Source organism: Pseudomonas sp. 2hn (genome assembly GCF_019646095.1).
In the GTDB taxonomy this organism is placed as follows: domain Bacteria; phylum Pseudomonadota; class Gammaproteobacteria; order Pseudomonadales; family Pseudomonadaceae; genus Aquipseudomonas; species Aquipseudomonas peradeniyensis.
The window spans coordinates 1,336,570-1,356,883 of the sequence record NZ_CP081016.1 but is presented as its reverse complement, the minus strand read 5'-3'; the positions used below and the strand labels follow the sequence as shown (position 1 = coordinate 1,356,883).

19 protein-coding genes and 3 tRNA genes are annotated in these 20,314 nt (G+C 63.6%); 9 read left to right on the top strand and 13 right to left on the bottom strand.

Annotated elements, in window-relative coordinates; all coding sequences use genetic code 11:
- Window positions 1–10: 10 nt before the first annotated feature.
- The 10 genes from tolQ to K2O50_RS06305 form a co-directional block, all read right to left on the bottom strand.
- Complete coding sequence (gene tolQ, locus K2O50_RS06350) at window positions 11–706, bottom strand: protein TolQ (RefSeq protein WP_023628695.1); 696 nt, start codon at window positions 704–706, stop codon at window positions 11–13.
- 2 nt (window positions 707–708) lie between these two features.
- Window positions 709–1,161 (bottom strand): tol-pal system-associated acyl-CoA thioesterase, encoded by a 453-nt coding sequence (ybgC, locus tag K2O50_RS06345; protein WP_050704477.1) that lies wholly within the window; start codon window positions 1,159–1,161, stop codon window positions 709–711.
- A gap of 125 nt (window positions 1,162–1,286) precedes the next feature.
- The gene (gene ruvB, locus K2O50_RS06340; RefSeq protein ID WP_011535158.1) at window positions 1,287–2,333 is read right to left on the bottom strand and encodes a Holliday junction branch migration DNA helicase RuvB; all 1,047 of its coding nucleotides are present in this window, start codon (window positions 2,331–2,333) and stop codon (window positions 1,287–1,289) included.
- The gene (gene ruvA / locus K2O50_RS06335; protein WP_011535159.1) at window positions 2,330–2,947 is read right to left on the bottom strand and encodes a Holliday junction branch migration protein RuvA; all 618 of its coding nucleotides are present in this window, start codon (window positions 2,945–2,947) and stop codon (window positions 2,330–2,332) included. Before ruvA ends, ruvB begins: the two co-directional genes overlap by 4 nt.
- 108 nt (window positions 2,948–3,055) lie before the next feature.
- Entirely contained in the window at window positions 3,056–3,580 is a 525-nt protein-coding gene (gene ruvC / locus K2O50_RS06330; protein WP_050704476.1) for a crossover junction endodeoxyribonuclease RuvC, read from the bottom strand.
- A gap of 185 nt (window positions 3,581–3,765) precedes the next feature.
- Window positions 3,766–4,518: a YebC/PmpR family DNA-binding transcriptional regulator gene (locus K2O50_RS06325; protein WP_050704475.1), complete on the bottom strand. Its 753-nt coding sequence runs from the start codon at window positions 4,516–4,518 to the stop codon at window positions 3,766–3,768.
- Between the two features lie 110 nt (window positions 4,519–4,628).
- Entirely contained in the window at window positions 4,629–6,404 is a 1,776-nt protein-coding gene (gene aspS, locus K2O50_RS06320; protein ID WP_050704474.1) for an aspartate--tRNA ligase, read from the bottom strand.
- Between the two features lie 94 nt (window positions 6,405–6,498).
- Entirely contained in the window at window positions 6,499–6,720 is a 222-nt protein-coding gene (locus K2O50_RS06315; protein WP_050704473.1) for an FmdB family zinc ribbon protein, read from the bottom strand.
- Between the two features lie 89 nt (window positions 6,721–6,809).
- Window positions 6,810–7,142: a ribbon-helix-helix domain-containing protein gene (locus tag K2O50_RS06310; RefSeq protein ID WP_052896323.1), complete on the bottom strand. Its 333-nt coding sequence runs from the start codon at window positions 7,140–7,142 to the stop codon at window positions 6,810–6,812.
- Window positions 7,143–7,324: 182 nt separating this feature from the next.
- Window positions 7,325–7,798, bottom strand: a complete 474-nt coding sequence (locus K2O50_RS06305) for a Dps family protein (protein WP_028690591.1) — start codon at window positions 7,796–7,798, stop codon at window positions 7,325–7,327.
- A 267-nt stretch (window positions 7,799–8,065) separates the two neighbouring features.
- Between K2O50_RS06305 and K2O50_RS26770 the strand changes: the two genes are divergently transcribed.
- Complete coding sequence (locus tag K2O50_RS26770) at window positions 8,066–8,659, top strand: cold shock domain-containing protein (RefSeq protein ID WP_050704472.1); 594 nt, start codon at window positions 8,066–8,068, stop codon at window positions 8,657–8,659.
- Between the two features lie 19 nt (window positions 8,660–8,678).
- Here K2O50_RS26770 and K2O50_RS06295 read toward each other — a convergent pair whose 3' ends face one another.
- Window positions 8,679–8,891, bottom strand: a complete 213-nt coding sequence (locus K2O50_RS06295) for a SlyX family protein (protein ID WP_050704471.1) — start codon at window positions 8,889–8,891, stop codon at window positions 8,679–8,681.
- A gap of 2 nt (window positions 8,892–8,893) precedes the next feature.
- Window positions 8,894–9,313, bottom strand: a complete 420-nt coding sequence (locus tag K2O50_RS06290; RefSeq protein WP_050704470.1) for an HIT domain-containing protein — start codon at window positions 9,311–9,313, stop codon at window positions 8,894–8,896.
- A 761-nt stretch (window positions 9,314–10,074) separates the two neighbouring features.
- Here K2O50_RS06290 and K2O50_RS06285 point away from each other — a divergent pair.
- From K2O50_RS06285 to K2O50_RS06275, 3 genes are all read left to right on the top strand, one after another.
- Entirely contained in the window at window positions 10,075–11,370 is a 1,296-nt protein-coding gene (locus K2O50_RS06285; RefSeq protein WP_050704469.1) for an OprD family porin, read from the top strand.
- A gap of 157 nt (window positions 11,371–11,527) precedes the next feature.
- Window positions 11,528–13,243: a proline--tRNA ligase gene (locus K2O50_RS06280; RefSeq protein WP_050704468.1), complete on the top strand. Its 1,716-nt coding sequence runs from the start codon at window positions 11,528–11,530 to the stop codon at window positions 13,241–13,243.
- 21 nt (window positions 13,244–13,264) lie between these two features.
- Window positions 13,265–14,218, top strand: a complete 954-nt coding sequence (locus K2O50_RS06275) for a hypothetical protein (RefSeq protein WP_050704467.1) — start codon at window positions 13,265–13,267, stop codon at window positions 14,216–14,218.
- 114 nt (window positions 14,219–14,332) lie between these two features.
- Here the strand turns inward: K2O50_RS06275 and dinB are convergent, their stop codons facing one another.
- Entirely contained in the window at window positions 14,333–15,391 is a 1,059-nt protein-coding gene (gene dinB / locus K2O50_RS06270; RefSeq protein WP_162232951.1) for a DNA polymerase IV, read from the bottom strand.
- Window positions 15,392–15,601: 210 nt separating this feature from the next.
- Between dinB and K2O50_RS06265 the strand changes: the two genes are divergently transcribed.
- The 5 genes from K2O50_RS06265 to K2O50_RS06245 all read left to right on the top strand — a co-directional run bounded on the left by K2O50_RS06265 (window position 15,602) and on the right by K2O50_RS06245 (window position 20,281).
- A tRNA-Met gene (locus tag K2O50_RS06265) sits at window positions 15,602–15,678 on the top strand.
- Window positions 15,679–15,813: 135 nt separating this feature from the next.
- Window positions 15,814–15,890: transfer RNA gene (locus tag K2O50_RS06260), tRNA-Met, on the top strand.
- Between the two features lie 124 nt (window positions 15,891–16,014).
- Window positions 16,015–16,091 (top strand) — tRNA-Met (locus tag K2O50_RS06255).
- A gap of 255 nt (window positions 16,092–16,346) precedes the next feature.
- The gene (gene mprF, locus K2O50_RS06250) at window positions 16,347–18,989 is read left to right on the top strand and encodes a bifunctional lysylphosphatidylglycerol flippase/synthetase MprF (RefSeq protein WP_050704465.1); all 2,643 of its coding nucleotides are present in this window, start codon (window positions 16,347–16,349) and stop codon (window positions 18,987–18,989) included.
- Window positions 18,989–20,281 (top strand): virulence factor family protein, encoded by a 1,293-nt coding sequence (locus tag K2O50_RS06245; RefSeq protein ID WP_050704464.1) that lies wholly within the window; start codon window positions 18,989–18,991, stop codon window positions 20,279–20,281. Before mprF ends, K2O50_RS06245 begins: the two co-directional genes overlap by 1 nt.
- The last annotated feature ends 33 nt before the right edge of the window (window positions 20,282–20,314 follow it).

The following is a 20,314-nucleotide window of genomic DNA, read 5'->3' as shown; positions in this document are numbered from 1 at the left end:
TTCTACCTGATCACTCTTCGCTGGTGTGTACTTTGCGGTGCAGGATCGCCTGGAACTCGTCGGCGAAGGTGTAGTAGCGGCCAATCAGCACTTCACTGCGCGCGGCAAAACGGTTGTAGGCGATAACGGCCGGGATCGCGGCGAACAGGCCGATCGCGGTGGCGATCAGGGCCTCGGCGATACCGGGAGCCACGGTCGCCAGGGTCGCCTGCTGGGCGCTGGCCAGGCCACGGAACGAGTTCATGATGCCCCACACGGTACCAAACAGACCGATGTACGGGCTGGTTGAACCGACGGTCGCCAGGAACGGCAGGCTCTGCTCGAGCTTTTCTTCCTCGCGGGAAATGGCCACGCGCATGGCACGACCGACACCTTCCATGACCGCGTCAGGGTCAACGCCCGGCTGCTGGCGCAGACGCGAGAATTCCTTGAAGCCGGCGCGGAACACCTGCTCGACGCCCGAGTCCGGATCGGGGTTGCTGCCCGCCTGGCGGTACAGCTTGGACAGGTCGATGCCCGACCAGAAGCGCTCTTCGAAAGCGTCCAGTGCACGACGACCGGCGCGCAGCATGGTGCTGCGCTGGAAGATCATGATCCAAGAGGTCACCGAGGCTGCCACGAGGGTCAGCATTACCAGCTGAACCACGACACTGGCATTGGCGACCAGGCTCCACATGGAGGTATGGTCGACGACGTTTGCTTCCACGCTTATTCTCCTGCGTTCGATTGAGTACCCGCGCCGTCCGCCAGGAATGCGTCGCGCAGTTCTGGGGGAATGGCCCGGGGTTTGAAAGTGTCGGCGCGCACGGCGGCCACCAGGAACTGCCCCTCGCAGAGCAGCACTTCATCCTGTGTTCGCCACACCTGCTGCACGAAGCGCAGGCTGGCACGATTCAATTCAAGCACTTGCGCGGTCACCCGCAGCTCATCGTCCAGGCGGGCCGGCGCGTGATAGCGCGCCTCGCTGGAATGGACCACGAACAGCAGGTTGTCCTGCGCCAGCTGGACCTGGGAGAACCCCAGGTGACGCAGCCGCTCGGTGCGGGCGCGCTCCATGAACTTGAGGTAGTTGACGTAATACACCACGCCACCGGCGTCGGTATCCTCGTAATAGACGCGACAGCGGTGTGCGAACGGTTCCAGCCCATTTTGCGCGCGCATACTCTAGTGGTTACTCCTGAACTTGCCAATCCGCCCCGGCAACTGTTTTTGCATCGATAATGTCGTATTGCCAGCGAGCCTGCGCCGTGCCAGCGGTAGGACCATGAAAAACCCGATTCGATCTGTCATTCGTCGTCCTGGGCGGCATATTCGCCACCTTCGCAGAAACGCCCGGGGATGTTCAGGCCGAAATGCAGGTAGGCGTGTCGGGTCACCACGCGGCCTCGCGGGGTACGCATGATGTAACCCTGCTGGATCAGATAGGGCTCGAGCACGTCCTCGATGGTGTGACGCTCCTCGCCGATCGCCGCGGCAATGTTGTCGAGCCCCACCGGACCGCCGTCGAACTTCTCGATCATGGTCAGCAACAGACGCCGGTCGGAGTGATCGAAGCCACGTTCGTCGACATCCAGCAGGTTCAGCGCCATATCCGCGACGGCCTTGGTGATCTCGCCCTTGCCGCGCACTTCGGCAAAGTCGCGCACCCGCCGCAGCAGGCGGTTGGCGATCCGCGGCGTGCCCCGCGCCCGACGGGCGATCTCGAAGGCGCCCTTGTCGTCCATCGGCAGCCCGAGAATACCGGCCGAACGGCTGACGATGGTGGCCAGGTCCTTGTTGCTGTAGAACTCCAGGCGCTGGACGATGCCGAAACGGTCACGCAGCGGATTGGTCAGCATGCCGGCTCGGGTGGTGGCGCCAACCAGGGTGAACGGCGGCAAGTCGAGCTTGATCGAGCGCGCGGCCGGCCCTTCGCCGATCATGATGTCGAGCTGGAAGTCTTCCATCGCTGGGTACAGCACCTCCTCGACCACCGGCGACAACCGGTGGATCTCGTCGATGAACAGCACGTCATGGGGCTCGAGGTTGGTCAGCATCGCCGCCAGGTCGCCCGGGCGCTCGAGAATCGGGCCCGAGGTGCTCTTGACCGACACGCCCATTTCCTGGGCGATGATGTTGGCCAGGGTGGTCTTGCCCAGGCCTGGCGGGCCGAAGATCAGGGTGTGGTCGAGGGACTCGTTGCGCCCGCGCGCCGCCTGGATGAACAGCGCCATCTGCTCGCGCACCACCGGCTGGCCGATGTACTCGTCCAGGCGCAGCGGGCGGATCGCGCGGTCCTGGACTTCTTCACGGTCGCGGCCACTGGCGGCGATCAGGCGGTCGGTCTCGATCACTTGGCAATCATCCCTTTAAGGCTGCGACGGATCAGCTCCTCGCTACTGAGGCCCGCCTTGTCCTTGATCGCGGCAATCGCCTTGCTCGCTTCCTGTGGCTTGTAGCCCAGGGAGACCAGGGCGCTGACCGCGTCGGCCTCGGCCGAGGACTCACTGGCGACCGGCAGCGGGCCGTCGGAGACCAGGGTGAACATCGCCGGGGAGGTTTCCCAGGCCTTGAAGCGGTCCTTGAGTTCGACCAGCAGGCGTTCGGCGGTTTTTTTGCCGACACCGGGCACACGCACCAGGACCGAGGCGTCCTGGGCCTGCACGCAGCGCACCAGTTCGTCCACTTCCAGGCCGGACATCAGCGCCAGCGCCAGCTTCGGCCCCACGCCGTTGAGACGGATCAGCTCGCGGAACAGCTCGCGCTCGCGCTTTTCGGCAAAACCATAGAGCAGGTGGGCATCTTCGCGCACCACCAGGTGGGTGTGCACGGTCACTGGCTCGCCGACCTTGGGCAGGCGGTACAGGGTAGTCATCGGCACTTCCAGCTCGTAGCCCACGCCGTTGACGTCGATAATCAGGTGCGGCGGCTGTTTTTCCGCCAGGGTGCCACGCAAACGTCCAATCACGTTCCGATCCTTCCTCTCGGGCGCCGGTCGAAAACCGGTCCACCCTATCAGCAAATGCGCCGGGAGCGCGCGTCACCCGGACAAAATGTGTATCAGCGCATGAAGCGGTTACAGACGCAAGCGTCCGCCGCGCCGCCGCGCCGTCGCCAACCCATGGGGAATCAGGCTGGAACGGGTATGGGCGTGGCACAGGGCGATGGCCAGGGCGTCGGAGGCGTCGATCTGCGGCTTCTGGGTCAGCTTGAGCAGGTGCATGACCATCATCATCACCTGCTCTTTATTGGCCCCGCCGGTGCCGGCCACGGCCTGCTTGACCTGGCTGGCGCTGTACTCGGCGATCTCCAGGCCCGCCTCGGCCGCGGCGACGATGGCCGCGCCCCGGGCCTGGCCCAGCTTGAGCGCCGAATCGGCGTTGCGCGCCATGAACACCCGCTCGATGCCCATGGTCACCGGACCATGCTCGCGGATGATCTCGCTCACCCCGCGAAAGACGATCTGCAGACGCTCGGGCAGCTCGCCGCCACCGGTGCGGATACAGCCCGAGGCCACATACTCGCAACCACGGGCGGTCTGGCGGACCACGCCGAAGCCAGTGATGCGCGAGCCGGGGTCAATACCAAGAATCAGAGTCATAGTGTCTGTGAAAAAATTGGTGCATCTCTGCAAACTGTCCCGGCCCTTTCGCGGGTAAACCCGCTCCCACAGGTACTGCACCACATTCAGAGTCGGTGCAGTACCTGTGGGAGCGGGTTTACCCGCGAAAGAGCCGGGACAGGCGCTGACAAATTCAAAGAACCGGCAGGGATCGCCAGAACACCTTAGCCGAGGCTTTCCATGATCTCATCCGAGATCTGCGCATTGGAGTAGACGTTCTGCACGTCATCCAGGTCCTCGAGCATGTCGATCAGCTTGAGCACCTTCTCCGCGCCGTCCTTGTCCAGCTCTGCACTGGTAGTCGGCTGCATCACGATCTCGGCGTCCGAGGCCTTGAAGCCGGCCTCTTCGAGCGCATTGCGCACGGCATAGAAGCTGTTGAACGAGGTGAACACCTCGAAGGAGCCATCGTCGTTGGCCACCACGTCGTCGGCGTCGGCCTCCATCGCGGCTTCCATCAGCGCGTCCTCGTCGACCGCAAGCTCGGCGGCGAAGCTGATCTGCCCCTTGCGCTCGAACAGGTAGGCGACCGAGCCGTCGGTGCCCAGGTTGCCACCGCACTTGGTGAAGGCATGACGCACGGCGGCGGCGGTACGGTTGCGGTTGTCGGTCATGGCCTCGACCATGATCGCCACGCCGCCCGGGCCGTAGCCCTCGTAGCTCAGCTCTTCGACGTTGTCGCTTTCGTTGGTGCCGGCACCACGGGCCACGGCGCGATCGATGATATCGCGGCTCATGTTGGCACCCAGGGCCTTGTCCAGCGCCAGGCGCAGCCGCGGGTTGGAGGCCGGGTCAGGGCCGCCCTGCTTGGCCGCGACGGTCAGTTCGCGGATCCACTTGGTGAAGACCTTGCCTCTCTTGGCATCCTGGCGCTCTTTGCGGTGCTTGATGTTCGCCCACTTGGAATGACCAGCCATAACGACTCCGAATCCTTGAAACAGAAACAGGTTCCGCCCCGAAGGGCGGAACGTGAAGAATCCTGCGCATCAAGCGCGGGGGCACCCCGTGACCGTGGCGCCCCGGTCGATCACTCGACCTTGGCCTGCTCGCGCAGACGGATGTGCAGCTCACGCAGGGCCTTGGCGTCGACCAGGCCAGGGGCCTGGGTCATGACGCACGCGGCGCTCTGGGTTTTCGGGAAGGCGATCACTTCACGGATCGACTGGGCGCCGGTCATCAGCATGACCAGGCGATCCAGGCCGAAGGCCAGGCCACCGTGCGGCGGTGCGCCGAACTTCAGGGCGTCGAGCAGGAAGCCGAACTTCTCTTCCTGTTCTGCCGCCTCGATGCCCAGCAGGCGGAATACCGCTTGCTGCATTTCTTTACGGTGAATACGGATCGAACCACCACCCAGCTCGGTGCCGTTCAGGACCATGTCGTAGGCACGCGACAGCGCGGTGGCCGGGTTGGCCTCCAGCTCTTCGGGGGTGCACTTCGGCGCGGTGAACGGGTGGTGCAGCGCGGTGAAGCTGCCGTCTTCGTTCTCTTCGAACATCGGGAAGTCGACGACCCACATCGGCGCCCACTCGCAGGTCAGCAGCTCGAAGTCGTGGCCCAGGCGGATACGCAGCGCGCCCAGGGCCTCGCTGACGATCTTGAACTTGTCGGCACCGAAGAACACGATGTCGCCATCCACGGCGCCTACGCGGTCGAGGATGTTGTTGAGGTTGGCCTCGGGGATGTTCTTGACGATCGGCGACTGCAGACCCTCGACACCCTTGGCGCGCTCGTTGACCTTGATGTAGGCCAGGCCCTTGGCACCGTAGATGCCGACGAACTTGGTGTACTCGTCGATCTTGCTGCGCGGCATGCTGGCGCCGCCCGGCAGGCGCAGGGCGGTGACGCGGCACTTCGGATCGTTGGCTGGACCGGCGAAGACCTTGAAGTCGACATCCTTCAGCTGATCGGCAACGTCGACCAGTTCCAGCGGAATACGCAGGTCCGGCTTGTCGGAACCGTAGCGGCGCATGGCTTCTTCGAAGGTCATGTGCGGGAATTCACCGAACTCCAGGTCCAGCACTTCCTTGAACAGCTTGCGGATCATGCTTTCGGTCAGGCCCATGATCTCGGACTCGTCGAGGAAGCTGGTCTCGATGTCGATCTGGGTGAATTCCGGCTGGCGGTCGGCGCGCAGGTCTTCGTCGCGGAAGCACTTGGCGATCTGGTAGTAGCGGTCGAAGCCGGCGACCATCAGCAGCTGCTTGAACAACTGCGGCGACTGCGGCAGGGCGAAGAAGCTGCCGGCGTGGGTGCGGCTCGGCACCAGGTAGTCACGGGCACCCTCAGGGGTGGCACGGGTCAGGATCGGCGTTTCGACATCGAGGAAGCCGTTCTCGTCGAGGAAGCGACGGATGCTGCTGGTGATGCGCGAACGCAGGCGCAGCTTGTCGGCCATTTCCGGACGGCGCAGGTCGATGAAGCGATAGCGCAGGCGGGTTTCCTCGCCGACGTCGGAATATTCGTTCAGCGGGAACGGCGGGGTTTCCGCTTCGTTGAGCACGTTCAGCTGGTAGCCGAGGATCTCGATGGCACCGGAGGCCATGTTGGCGTTCACCGCGCCTTCTGGGCGCTTGCGCACCTTGCCGGTGATCTGCACGACATATTCGCTGCGCACGCGGTCGGCGGCGGCGAAGGTTTCGGCGCGATCCGGGTCGAATACGACCTGGGCCATGCCTTCGCGGTCACGGATGTCGAGGAAAATCACCCCGCCGTGGTCGCGACGACGATGGACCCAGCCGCAAAGGGTGACTTCCTGGCCGTCCAGGGACTCGTTCAGTTGGCCGCAATAATGGCTGCGCATCATGATCGTGGTTTCGCTTCTCGTGATTCGTGTGTTCGGTGGAGGTCTTGGCCGCCCAAGGGGCTAATACTGCAAGACCTGGCGGATGCAATTCAACTCAGTCGGCCTTGTCGCCGCCTGCCAGATTCTTTTTCGCCCCGGTCTTGAAGTCGGTCTCGTACCAGCCGTTGCCACTCAGGCGAAAGCCGGGGACCGACAGCAGCTTCTTCAATGCCGGCGCCTGGCACGCCGGGCAATCGGTCAGCGGCGCGGCACTGATCTTCTGCAACACCTCCATTTGGTGTTCGCAGGATGCACATTGATAGTCGTACAGGGGCATGGGTGTCTCTCGTCAACCACATCGCACGCTGCCCAAGGCAGCAAAGAGCGGGATTATATATGGTAAAGGAGAGCAGTGCAGCCCGGCGATCAGTGCGCGTCTCGCGCTTCCTGCAGCCAGGCGACGCAGATCACCCTGACCAGGCCGCTGAAATTCCTCACCCCGCCATGGCGCAGGTGCACCTCGCGATCCACATAGGACAACACGGCGCTCACCGAACAACGGTTGGCCTGGGCAATGCGCTCCAGGATGCGCCAATACACCACCTCCAGGCGCAGGCAGGTGGCAAAGCCGTTGAGCCGCACCGAGCGCGACACGGGCCCGGCCTGGGCCATGTCGAAATCTCGCCTGAACGGGTCGAGACGCGGATTGCCTCCTCCCTGCCTTGCATTACCGTCGATACCACGCATCGGATCGCCCATCGCACCGCTCCATCGTCACGAAACCACACCCCGTTCGTCAGCCGAATGGGTCCATGACCGTCATGAAGCGCCATCGATCAGGTCGATAGCAGCGGCAAAGTCTTCCCCACAAACGCGCGGGCCCGATACCGCTGACGGTATCGGGCCCGGTTTCACTGGGTCGAACGACAAGCAACCGGCAATCAGTTCCCGTCGAGCAGGACTCGCAGCATCCACGCCGTTTTCTCGTGGACCTGCATGCGCTGGGTCAGCAGGTCGGCGGTCGGCTCGTCACTGACCTTGTCCACCACCGGGAAGATACTGCGCGCGGTGCGCACCACCGCCTCCTGCCCCTGCACCAGTTGGCGGATCATTTCCTCGGCGGGCGGCACCCCCTCCTCTTCCTTGATGGAGGAGTGGCGGGCATAGAAGGCGTAGGAACCCGGTGCCGGGAAGCCCAGGGCACGAATGCGCTCGGCAATCGAATCGACCGCCAGGGCCAGCTCGTTGTATTGCTCCTCGAACATCAGGTGCAGGGTGCGGAACGACGGACCGGTGACGTTCCAATGGAAGTTATGGGTTTTCAGATACAGTACATAGGTATCCGACAACAGGCGGGACAACCCATCGACGATGGACTTGCGATCTTCTTCACTGATACCGATATCGATTGCCATGAAGCTCCCCTTTCCATAAGGCTTGATCATCAAGCGGGCAACAAACACTCTAACAAGAGTTGCCGCCCGGCGCATGCGGCACAGGGCCGCCCGCACCAGCCGGTTTGAGAAGCCTGCGTCTTTGCTGTTAAATAGGCAGTGTGCCACCCGTGCGGATTGTCAATGCCGGGTGCATAGGCTGGCCCGCCACGTTTTCGCGCCTACCGTTCACGCGCACCGTGCGACCAGCTCATCCTGTGATCGGCCTTATCAATGTGAGCCAAACCAATGTTCAAGATCGTCCATCTGGTGACGGGCCTGGCGGCGTTGCTGCTATCGCTCATACCCAGCCTGAAAGCTGACGCAACACCCTTCCTGCAACAACCCGAGGCCGTCTACCTGGCGCTGCTCGGGCTGCTCAACCTGGTCATTGCCCCGGTACTGCCGCAGTACTACAAAGGCCTGCGCCAGCAATTGCAACACGCCGCCAGCCTGCTGCTGGTGCTGGCAGTGGTGCTACAGACCGTGACCCTGCTGGCCCGCCCGGAGCTGGGCAACCTGGCAGCCCTGGCCTGTGCTGTCCTGGCCTGCGCCATGCACCTGATTGCCGGCTTCGTTCGCGGCACGCGAAAGGCCCGCTCCAGCCAAGGCACCTCGCATGACGTCGGCAATCGCGATACCGGCACCGTGAAGTGGTTCAACACCTCCAAGGGCTTCGGCTTCATCTCCCGCGATTCCGGTGACGATATCTTCGTGCACTTTCGCGCCATCCGCGGCGAGGGCCACCGGGTGCTGGTCGAAGGCCAGCGCGTGGAGTTCTCGGTGATGCACCGCGACAAGGGCCTGCAGGCCGAAGACGTGGTCGCCGTCGCGCGCCGCTGACCCTTTGCCGCCGCCGTACTCAATAATGAGGCGGCGGCGCCTCCTCTCCCCCGCCGCCCTGCTGGCCGGCCATCTCCTCGTAGCGCTTGATCAGCTCCGCCATCTGCAATTGCAAGCGTTCGATCACTCGACTCTGCTCGACAATCACATCATTGAGCGCCTGCAAGCTGTCGTCCTGGAACGCCTGACGGGTCTCCAGCTCGACCATGCGCATTTCCAGCTCCTGCGACATCCTCATGCCTCCTTGAAGCTTTCACCCAGCAGCGCACGCACTTGCTGGCGAATACCATCGACCTGCTCCTGGGTGTAGCCGATGGCCGATACCTTGCCCCAGACCGGGGCAGGCCAGGCAGCATCGCCCTGGCGACGCACGATCACGTGCATGTGCAACTGGCTGACCACGTTGCCCAGGGCCGCGACATTCATTTTGTCGGCGGCGAAAGCATCCTTCAGCGCCTCGGCCAGGGCGGTGGTCTCGACCCACAGTTGCTGCTGGTCGGCCTCCTCGAGCTCGAACACTTCGGTGATATCGGCGCGACGCGGCACCAGGATGAACCACGGGTAGTTGGCATCCTTGCTCAGCAGCAGGCGGCACAGCGGCAGGTCGCCCAGTACCAGGGAATCCTCCTGCAGGCGAGAATCGAGGGTGAACACGGCAAACCTCCTTAAAACTATTCAGCCCTTCCGAGCGGTCGGGCACAGGGGCGCAAGGATACTCCGCTTCGACCGCTGCCACACCCGCCGACGTCGATCCTGGGCATTTGTGGCACGCGAATGACAACATCAACGCCCCGCTTCGGTAACACTGCGCTACTTTTCGCACCAAAATGATGCCGCTCGTCAGACCTTCGCCACACATCCTTCACATAAAACAGCCAGGATAAACAATCGACGGTAACACCTTGACTTGGAAGGCAGCTTCCCAAGCAAACACAAGGAAGGATCGCGACCCGCCGACGAACTGGTCGCGCCCCGTGTTTGCGGAGGTTTCCCAGCCCCGCTCGAGGCAAATGTGAAAATTTCATCAAGCGTTCGTGATTTTGAGCACGCTTGTTGCATTCGTTTCACGCCAAGTCGGCACGACCCCTGCATTGCAGGGTGAACGCGACAAATAACAACAGCGGCATCGGATAAACCAGGGAGTTTCACAAGCCGTACTTTGTATTTATACAAATATGACGGTTTCGAGACAGCGCTGGAGTTGTACGCCCTTATATGACAGGCGTGATTTGCGACATGGAGACAACCAACAGCGACATGGCCATAAAGTTACCGAAAGGTTGTTTCTGCCCATATCGCCAAGAATAGTCCGCGTGATATACATTTTCGCCGACATAACAAGAAAGAGCCGACCCCATAACTAAAATACCCGGGCGCGGCGGTACTCTTCCTAAAAACCAAAGGAGCAAATCACGATGCGCGTGATGAAGTGGAGCATGATCGCCCTGGCCGTAGCGGCAGGGACTTCGCAGCTGGCTATCGCCTCTTCGCAGGATGAGTCCAAGGGCTTCCTCGAAGACAGCAAACTCAACGTCAAGACCCGGATGCTGTACTTCAGCCGTGACTTCCGCAACAACGACCGGGATGACGAGGGCAACCGTCAAAGCCGCGCCGAAGAGACCGGCCTGGGCTTTGTCGGCACCTACGAGTCCGGCTTCACCCAAGGCACCGTGGGCGTAGGCTTCGACGCCGTCGGCATGCTTGGCCTGAAACTGGACAGCGGCAAAGGCCGCGCTGGCACCGGCCTGTTCCCCACTGCTCTCGATGGCCGCTCCCAGGACGACTACTCGAAGGCTGGCGCAGCAGCCAAATTCCGTATTTCCGACACCGTACTGAAGGTCGGCGATCAGTTCACCGCCTTGCCGGTCTTTGCTACCGATGACAGCCGCCTGCTGCCCGAAATTGCTCAAGGCGGCCTGATCACCAGCAACGAGATCAAAGGCCTTACCCTGCACGCCGGTCGCTTCACCAGCCTGACCGCTCAAGCAGAAACCAACCGTGACAGCTTCCGCCTCAAGGAAGCCGATGTCCTGGGTGGCACCTACGCCATCACCGACAGCCTGAGCACCAGCGTCTACTACTCGCACGTCGAGGATCACTTCCGCAAATGGTACGGCAACGTCAACTGGGCACTGCCGATCAGCGACAAGCAAGGACTGGTGTTCGACTTCAACATCTATGACACCAAGTCCATTGGCCAGAACCTGACTGGCGCCTGGGTCAAGAAGGCCGACGGCTCCAACAAACTTGACAACATCGCCGCCAGCCTCTCGGCCGCGTACAACATCGGCGCCCACACTTTCACCCTGGCTTTCCAGAAAGTCAGCGGCGACGGCGACTACGCCTATGGCGTAGATGGCGGCGGTACCGTGTTCCTGGCCAACTCCATCGCACGTTCGGACTTCAACGCCGAAGACGAGAAGTCCTGGCAGGCACGCTACGACCTGAACTTTGCCGAGTACGGCATCCCAGGCCTGACCTTCATGACCCGTTACGCACGCGGTACCGACGCCAAGACCCGCACCACCGATAACGGCTCGGAGTGGGAACGCGATATCGACGTCAAATACGTCCTGCAGGAAGGCCCGGCCAAAGACTTGAGCTTCCGCGTACGTCAAGCCACCTACCGTTCCGCGGATGGTGTCTACTACGGCTCCAGCTCGATCGACGAACTGCGCCTGATCGTCGAGTACCCGCTGAGCATTCTGTAAGCCCGCGCTTGCATTGCTCCGCAAATGAAGAAGCCCGGCAATCGCCGGGCTTTTTCCTGGCTGACAGAAAGGCCTGACTGCTGCATTCTGTACGCTTTCGTTTCGCCCCCGTACAATGCGGGGTCATTTCACATTCAGGCAATCGACACGGCCCACCATGCGCACCAGTCAATATTTGCTCGCCACCCAGAAAGAAACCCCGGCCGATGCAGTGGTCATCAGCCACCAGCTCATGCTGCGTGCCGGCATGATCCGCAAACTGGCCTCCGGCCTGTACACCTGGCTGCCGATGGGCCTGCGGGTGATGCGCAAGGTCGAAGCCGTGGTCCGCGAGGAAATGAACGCCGCCGGTGCCCTCGAAGTGCTTATGCCGAGCATCCAGCCGGCTGAACTTTGGCAGGAATCCGGCCGCTGGGAGCAATACGGTCCCGAGCTGCTGCGCCTGAAGGACCGCCACCAGCGCGACTTCTGCGTCGGCCCGACCCATGAAGAGGTCATCACCGACCTGGCGCGCAACGAGCTGTCCAGCTACAAGCAGCTGCCGCTGAACATGTACCAGATCCAGACCAAGTTCCGTGACGAGATCCGTCCGCGCTTCGGCCTGATGCGCGGCCGCGAGTTCATCATGAAGGACGCCTACTCCTTCCATGCCGACCAGGCTTCCCTGCAGGAAACCTACGACCGCATGCACCTGGCGTACTCCAACATCTTCACCCGCCTGGGCCTGGACTTCCGTCCGGTGCAGGCCGACACCGGCTCCATCGGTGGCAGCTACTCCCACGAGTTCCACGTGCTCGCCTCCTCCGGCGAGGACGACGTGATCTTCAGCGATACCTCCGACTACGCCGCCAACATCGAGAAGGCCGAGGCCATCCCGCGTGAAACCGTGCGTCCGGCCCCGACCGAAGAGCTGCGCCTGGTCGACACCCCGAACGCCAAGACCATCGCCGAACTGGTGGAAAACTTCGGCCTGGCGATCGAGAAGACCGTCAAGACCCTGATCGTGCATGGCGCCGAGGAAGGCAAGCTGGTCGCCCTGATCGTCCGTGGCGACCATGAGCTCAACGAGATCAAGGCTGCCAAGCTGGAGCAGGTCGCCGACCCGCTGGTCATGGCTTCCGACGCCGAGCTGCGCGCCGCCATCGGTGCCGGCGCGGGCTCCCTCGGCCCGCTGAACCTGCCGCTGGAGTGCATCATCGACCGCTCGGTCGCCCTGATGAGCGACTTCGGCATCGGCGCCAACATCGACGACAAGCACTACTTCGGCGTCAACTGGGAGCGCGACCTGCCGGTTCCACAGGTCGCCGACCTGCGCAACGTGGTCGAGGGCGACCCGAGCCCGGACGGCCAGGGTACCCTGGTGATCAAGCGCGGTATCGAAGTCGGCCATATCTTCCAGCTCGGCACCAAGTACAGCGAGGCGCTCAAGTGCCAGGTGCTGGGTGAGAACGGCAAGCCTGTCGTGCTGTCCATGGGCTGCTACGGCATCGGCGTGTCCCGCGTGGTCGCTGCCGCCATCGAGCAGAGCTATGACGAAAAAGGCATCATCTGGAACGACGCCCTGGCACCGTTCCAGATCGCCCTGGTACCGCTGCGCTACGAGACCGATGTGGTCCGCGAAGCCACCGACAAGCTGTATGCCGAACTGACCGCCGCCGGCTTCGAAGTGCTGCTGGACGACCGCGACAAGAAGACCAGCCCCGGCATCAAGTTCGCCGACATGGAGCTGATCGGCATTCCGCACCGCATCGTCGTCAGCGACCGTGGCCTGGCCGAAGGCAACCTGGAATACAAGCACCGCACCGAATCGGAGGCCCAGGCACTGCCGCTCGCGGACGTGCTGACCTTCCTGCAGGCCCGCATCCGCCGCTGATAACCCGTTACGCGAGTGATCATGTCCAAGCGAAGTACCTACACCCTGGGGGGCGCCGCACTGTGCGGCGCCCTGCTCCTCGGCGGCTGCGCCAACCAGATGTCCCAGCGCAGCGACCACGAGGAGCGCGTCGAGCGCAAGCTGCTCGAGCACAGTCTGCAGATCGATGTCGGCGAGCCGAAGGTGATGGAGCTTCCGCAACGACGTGTGCGCATCCATGAGCTCAAGCGCTTCGAGGTCACCGAGTTCGAGGTGACCCGCCGCTACGACCGCTACACCCCCTACCAACCCTGGCGGGAGATCTACGAGATCCCGCTGGGCGCGGTAGCGGTGGTGGCCGGTATCGGTGCCAACGTGGTCAACGTGTTCGCCCTGGGCAACCTGCCGGACAGCGTCACCCACGACTGGCTCAGCTATGGCGTGGCGGGCGTCAACCCGTTCATGAACGTGCCGTCCAACGGTCGCGCCCAGCAGAACCTGGCCGGTATCGACGAGGTTGAGAAGGGCAAGCGCGAGGAGTCCATCAGCCTGCCGTGGAACGAGCGCCTGGTCGAGGTCAAGGCCGGCAAGATGACCCACGAGCTGACCACCGACAAGAACGGTGTGCTGCGCCTGAACCTGCTCGACAGCCCGTTCTCCGAGCAGAACCTCAACCATATCGGCACCCTGCACCTGCAGGTGGTCGACGAGGACAACCAGGTGCGCGGCGATGCCAGCCTGCTGGTCAGCGGCAACCTGCGCGGCAAGCTGCTCGAGGCCCACGAGCTGATCTTCGACGATCTCGAGGATGATGATGTCGGCCAGTGGGTGCATCGGGTCAAGCGCCTGTCGGAGCTGGGGCTGGAAGAAGAAGCCAGTGAACTGGAGCAGAGCCTGATCGAGCTGACCCGCAATGATCCGGAGCTGCAGCAGGAATTCCTGCAGACACTGACCAAGGCCACCGGGCGCCTGGTAGCTGATCCGGGCGTGCAGTAACACGAAAAGGGGCTGCTTTGCAGCCCATCGCGGGGCAAGCCCGCTCCTACAGGTCCTGTGTTGGCTTTGTAGGAGCGGGCTTGCCCCGCGATGGGCCGCAAAGCGGCCCTTCTTCTATTTATCTTCGAACAACTCCAACTGCTCATGCGCCCCGCGCAGATCGCGCAGCCTCACCCCCACGCCCAACAACCGCACCGGCTTGCCACCCCGGGCAAACGCCTGGCTGAGCAACTGCCGGTAACTCTCCAGATCCCTACCCGCCCCCGCCTGCTCCATCGTGGTCTGGCTGAAGTCATGGAACTTGACCTTGACGAAGGGCTTGTCGGGCCGATAGCTGCTGTCCATCCGCGCTATCCGCTCGTTCAGGCTGGCCAACAGCTCCGGCAGTTTTTCCAGGCAGCTGTTCAGATCGGGCAGGTCATGGTCGTAGGTGTTCTCGACGCTGACCGACTGTCGCCGGCTGTCGTTCTGTACCGCCCGCTCGTCGATCCCCCGCGCCAGCCCCCACAGACGCTCGCCAAAACTGCCGAACTCGCGAACCAGCGCCAGCCGCGACCAGTCGCGCAGCGACAGGCAGGTATCGATCCCCAGCCGCGAGAGCTTGTCCGCCGTCACCTTGCCGACTCCGTGCAAGCGCGCCACCGGCAGGTTCGCAACGAATTCCTCCACCTGATCCGGAGTGATGACGAACAAACCGTTGGGCTTGCGCCAGTCACTGGCGATCTTGGCCAGGAACTTGTTCGGCGCCACCCCGGCGGACACCGTGATGTGCAGTTGCTGGGCCACCCGCCGACGAATGTCCTCGGCAATGCGCGTGGCACTGCCGGCAAACCACTGGCTGTCGCTGACATCCAGGTAGGCCTCGTCCAGCGACAAGGGCTCGATCAACTCGGTGTAGTCACGAAAGATCGTATGTATCTCCCGCGACGCCTCGCGGTAGGCCTCGAAGCGCGGCTTGACGATCTCAAGGTCCGGACACAGCTTCAGGGCATGCCCGGACGCCATCGCCGAACGAACCCCATAGGCACGCGCCTCATAGTTGCAGGTGGCGATCACCCCGCGCTGCCCCGGCTGCCCGCCCACCGCCATGGGGCGACCGACCAGGCGCGGGTCGTCACGCATCTCGATGGCGGCGTAGAAACAGTCACAATCAATGTGGATGATCTTGCGCAGGGACATGGGAGACAGCCACTACTGTAAATTCATACAGATAGTATCCCATGCCCCCGCCACGAAACAGCCTGTGCGGGATGATCGGCCTGCAAGCCCCGTCACGACTGAGCCGCGTGCCGACCTGAGACGCTAAGGGTTTGAACAAAAAAGGATTTTTTTGAATTAATGCTTGACACCGAAAAGGAAATCCGTAGAATTCGATCTCACAGGCGCGGGATGGAGCAGCCTGGTAGCTCGTCGGGCTCATAACCCGAAGGTCGTCGGTTCAAATCCGGCTCCCGCAACCAGATTCAAGAAAAGGCCACTGTTTCGACAGTGGCCTTTTTTATTGCATTTCGATTTCCGATTATTTAAAACCCATGGAAAATCAAGCAGTAACGCTTGACAGCAAACTAGAAATCGGTAGAATTCGGTCCCACAGGCGCGGGATGGAGCAGCCTGGTAGCTCGTCGGGCTCATAACCCGAAGGTCGTCGGTTCAAATCCGGCTCCCGCAACCAGATTCAAAAAAGGCCACTGTTTCGACAGTGGCCTTTTTTATTGTCTGCTGATCAACCAAATGACGTTGTACTCACTGTTAGCACTTGACAGTGCATGGCCAATCTGTAGAATGCGCCCCTCTGACGCGGGATGGAGCAGCCTGGTAGCTCGTCGGGCTCATAACCCGAAGGTCGTCGGTTCAAATCCGGCTCCCGCAACCATATTCGTCAGAACAAGCCCCGCCTGTCGCAAGATAGTGCGGGGCTTGTTGCATTCAGGCTCCGTAAAAGCCAATTGCCCCCTTCCCCGCTACCTGCCTCCCTTGCCGCCCCCCCTGCGGCTGAATGAACTATCTTTAACTATCCTGAAACAGATTAAGCCGTCGGCCCGGAGTAATATTCGGATACGTTTTTCCAAAGGGACTTTCACTTGGCCGTACCTTGCCTTCACCTCGCGCAGACCGCACGAGGCACCCCATGACCGCCCCCACTCCCGAAACCCAGGCACCGCTGACGGCGGCCTTGCCTACGGCTGCCCAGCGCCTGCCCTGGCTGGAGCGCCTGAGCAAGTACCGCCAACCGCTGGGGCTGGCAGTGACCCTGGTGTTGTTCGCCATGGGCCTGATCGCCTGTCGCCACCTGCTGAGCGAACTGGACATCTATGCCCTGCACGATGCCATGCTCAGCGTGCCGGCCAATGCACTGCTCGGCGCGGTCCTGGCCACCGTGGTCGGTTTCGTCATCCTGCTGGGCTATGAATGGTCGGCCAGCCGCTACGCGGCCGTGCAACTGCCACCCCGCACCCTGGTGCTGGGCGGCTTCAGTGCCTTCGCCATCGGCAACGCCATTGGCCTGTCGATGCTGTCTGGCGGTTCAGTACGCTATCGCCTCTACGCGCGCCAAGGACTGGGCGCCGCGGAAGTCGCGCGCATGACGGTCTTTGCCAGCCTCTCGCTGGGCTGCGCCCTCCCACCTCTGGCGGCACTGGCCACCCTGAGCGATCTGCCAGCGGCGGCAACCGCACTGCGCCTGCCAGCACCGCTGCTGGGCGGTATCGCAGTCGCCGTGCTGGTGGCCGCCGCCGCCCTGGTGATGGGCCTGTATCGCCGGCGCCTGCCCGAACAACCACTGGCCGACAACCTGCTGGTGCAGTTCGGCCGCCGCACCCTGCGCCTGCCGGGCGCGCGCCTGACCGCGCTGCAACTGCTGATCACCGCGCTGGATGTCGCCGCCGCCGCCACCGTGCTCTACCTGCTGCTGCCGGAAGCACCGCCGTTCGGCGCCTTCGTGCTGGTCTACCTGCTCGCCCTCGCCGCCGGCGTGCTCAGCCATGTGCCGGGCGGCGTCGGCGTGTTCGAGGCGATCCTGCTGGCGGCCTTCGCCAACCAGCTGGGGGCCGCGCCGCTGGCCGCCGCGCTGCTGCTGTACCGGCTGATCTACGTGGTCATGCCGCTGCTGGTGGCTTGTGTGCTGCTGCTGGCCAACGAAGCCCGCCGCCTGATGGTCACCCAACAGGCGATCCGCGCCGCCTCGGGGCTGGCCGCGCCGGTGCTGGCGATCCTGGTGTTCCTCTCCGGCGTGGTGCTGCTGTTCTCCGGCGCCACCCCGGAAATCGACAGCCGCCTGGAACACATGGGCTTCCTGATTCCGCACCGCCTGATCGATGCCTCGCACTTCGGCGCCAGCCTGATCGGCGTGCTCTGCCTGCTGCTCGCCCAGGGCCTGCGCCGGCGCCTGTCGGCTGCCTGGCTGCTGACCACGGTGCTGCTGCTGGTGGGGGCGGTGCTGTCGCTGCTCAAGGGCTTCGACTGGGAAGAAGCCAGCCTGATGTGCTTCACCGCCGCCCTGCTCGCCCTGTTCCGCCGCTCGTTCTACCGCCCCAGCCGTCTGCTGGAGCTCCCGTTCTCGCCGGTGTACCTTGTAGCCAGCGCCTGCGTGGTCGGTGCCTCGGTGTGGTTGCTGCTGTTTGCCTATCAGGACGTGCCCTACACCCACAAGCTGTGGTGGCAGTTCACCCTCGACGCCGACGCGCCGCGCGGCCTGCGCGCCGCCCTCGGCAGCGCCGTGCTGCTGGTGATCGTCGCCCTGACCTGGCTGCTGCGCACCGCCCGCCCGGTCATCCACCTGCCAACCGACGACGAGTTGCAACGCGCCAACCGCATCCTGCTGGCTTCCGACCAGCCCGACGGCGGCCTGGCCCTGACCGGCGACAAGGCGCTGCTGTTCCACCCCAACGACAACGCCTTCCTCATGTATGCCCGCCGTGGCCGCAGCCTGGTGGCCCTGTACGATCCGATCGGCCCGGCCCAGGAGCGCGCCGAGATGATCTGGCAGTTCCGCGACCTGTGCGACCTGCATCATGCACGCCCGGTGTTCTACCAGGTACGCGCGGAGAACCTGCCGTTCTACATGGACATCGGCCTGACCGCGATCAAGCTCGGCGAAGAGGCCCGGGTCGACCTGCGGCGCTTCGACATCGAAGCCAAGGGCAAGGAGATGAAGGACCTGCGCTACACCTGGAACCGAGGCGGGCGGGACGGGCTGAGCCTGGAGATCCACGAGCCAGGTCAAGCGCCGCTGGCCGAGCTCAAGGAAATCTCCGACGCCTGGCTCGACGGCAAGAACGTGCGCGAGAAAGGCTTCTCCCTCGGTCGCTTCAGCCCCGAGTACCTGCAGCATTTCCGCATCGCGCTGATCCGCTTCCAGGGCCGTCCGGTGGCCTTCGCCAACCTGCTGGAAACCCACAGCAACGAGTTGGCCAGTCTCGACCTGATGCGCGCGCACCCGGAAGCGCCGAAGTTGACCATGGAATTCATGATGGTCGGCCTGATCCTGCACTACAAGAGCCATGACTATGGCCGTTTCAGCCTGGGGATGGTCCCCCTCTCCGGCTTGCAGCCACGCCGTGGCGCCCCCTTGACCCAGCGTCTGGGCTCGATGGTGTTCCAGCGCGGCGAGCAGCTCTACAACTTCCAGGGCCTGCGGCGCTTCAAGGACAAGTTCCAGCCGGACTGGGAACCCCGCTACATGGCCGTGCCGGCCGGGCTCGACCCGCTCGTGGCACTGGCTGATACTGCCGCCCTGATCGCTGGCGGCCTGACTGGATTGGTGAAACGTTGATGATCCGACGCTATTGGCTGTACATACTGATTCCCCTGCTGCTGGCCGTGCTGGCCGGCGGCGCGGCCTTCTGGCTGTGGACCCGGCCGGCGCCCGAGGCGCGCCTGGAGCACCTCACCCTCGACGACGGCAGCGCCCTGACCCGCGCCACCCCCGGCGTGCATGCCAAGGCCCGGGTGGCCATCGGCGTGCCCCAGGACCAAGCCCTGACCGACAAGCAGCTGCTCGACCTGAGCCAGGCCGGCGAGGCTCAGCTGGTGCAGGTGATCCTGCCACCCGCCGACTGCGCCAAGCAGCAGGCGGCGATGGACCAGGCCATCACCCGCCTGGCCGGCAAACCGACCCTGGTCGCCGGCATCGGCCCGGGCGCGGCCCAGGCTTGGCGCTGGCTGGCCGCACAAGGCGACGACAAGGCCCGGGCCATCTCGGTGGACTTTACCGTCGAGCAGCCCGGCTGCCAGGTCGCCCTGCCCAAGTCCGCCGCCCACGGCCACTGGAACGTGGCCTGGAACGACAACCCGGATGACGCCAGCGCCGCCTTCGTGCGCGACCAGGCCAACGCCGAGACCAGCATCGCCGACTACGACATCCACCTGCCCCAGGTGCTCAAGGCCCAACTGACCCAGGCCTTGGTCGGCCATGACGGCAACGCCCTGGCGATCCCGGTGGTGGAAGTTCCGGCCGGGCAGACCACCGACACCGTGACCCTGTTCCTTTCCGGCGACGGCGGCTGGCGCGACCTGGACCGCGACGTGGCCGGCGAGATGGCCAAGCTCGGCTACCCGGTGGTGGGCATCGACACTCTGCGCTACTACTGGCAGCACAAGACCCCGGAACAGAGTGCCGCCGACCTGTCCGAACTGATGCAGCACTACCGCCAGAAATGGGGCACCAAGCGCTTCGTACTGACCGGTTACTCGTTTGGCGCCGATGTGTTGCCGGCCATCTACAACCGCCTCTCCGAGGAAGACCAGAAGCGCATCGACGCGGTGATCCTGCTGGCCTTCGCCCGCAGCGGCAGCTTCGAGATCGAGGTGGAGGGCTGGCTGGGCAAGGAAGGCCAGGAGGCCCCGACCGGGCCTGAGATGGCCAGGCTGCCGGCAGCGAAGGTGGTATGCATCTACGGTGTGGAAGAGACCGACGAAAGCGGCTGCACCGACAAGACGGCCGTGGGCGAACGCATGAAGCTGCCGGGCGGCCATCACTTCGACGAGAACTACCCGGCGCTGGCCAAGCGCCTGATCGGTGAGATCGAGACCCGCCAGGGAAAGGCCAACGTCGCTGAGAAATGATGGGGAAAGGGGCCGCTTTGCGGCCCATCGCGG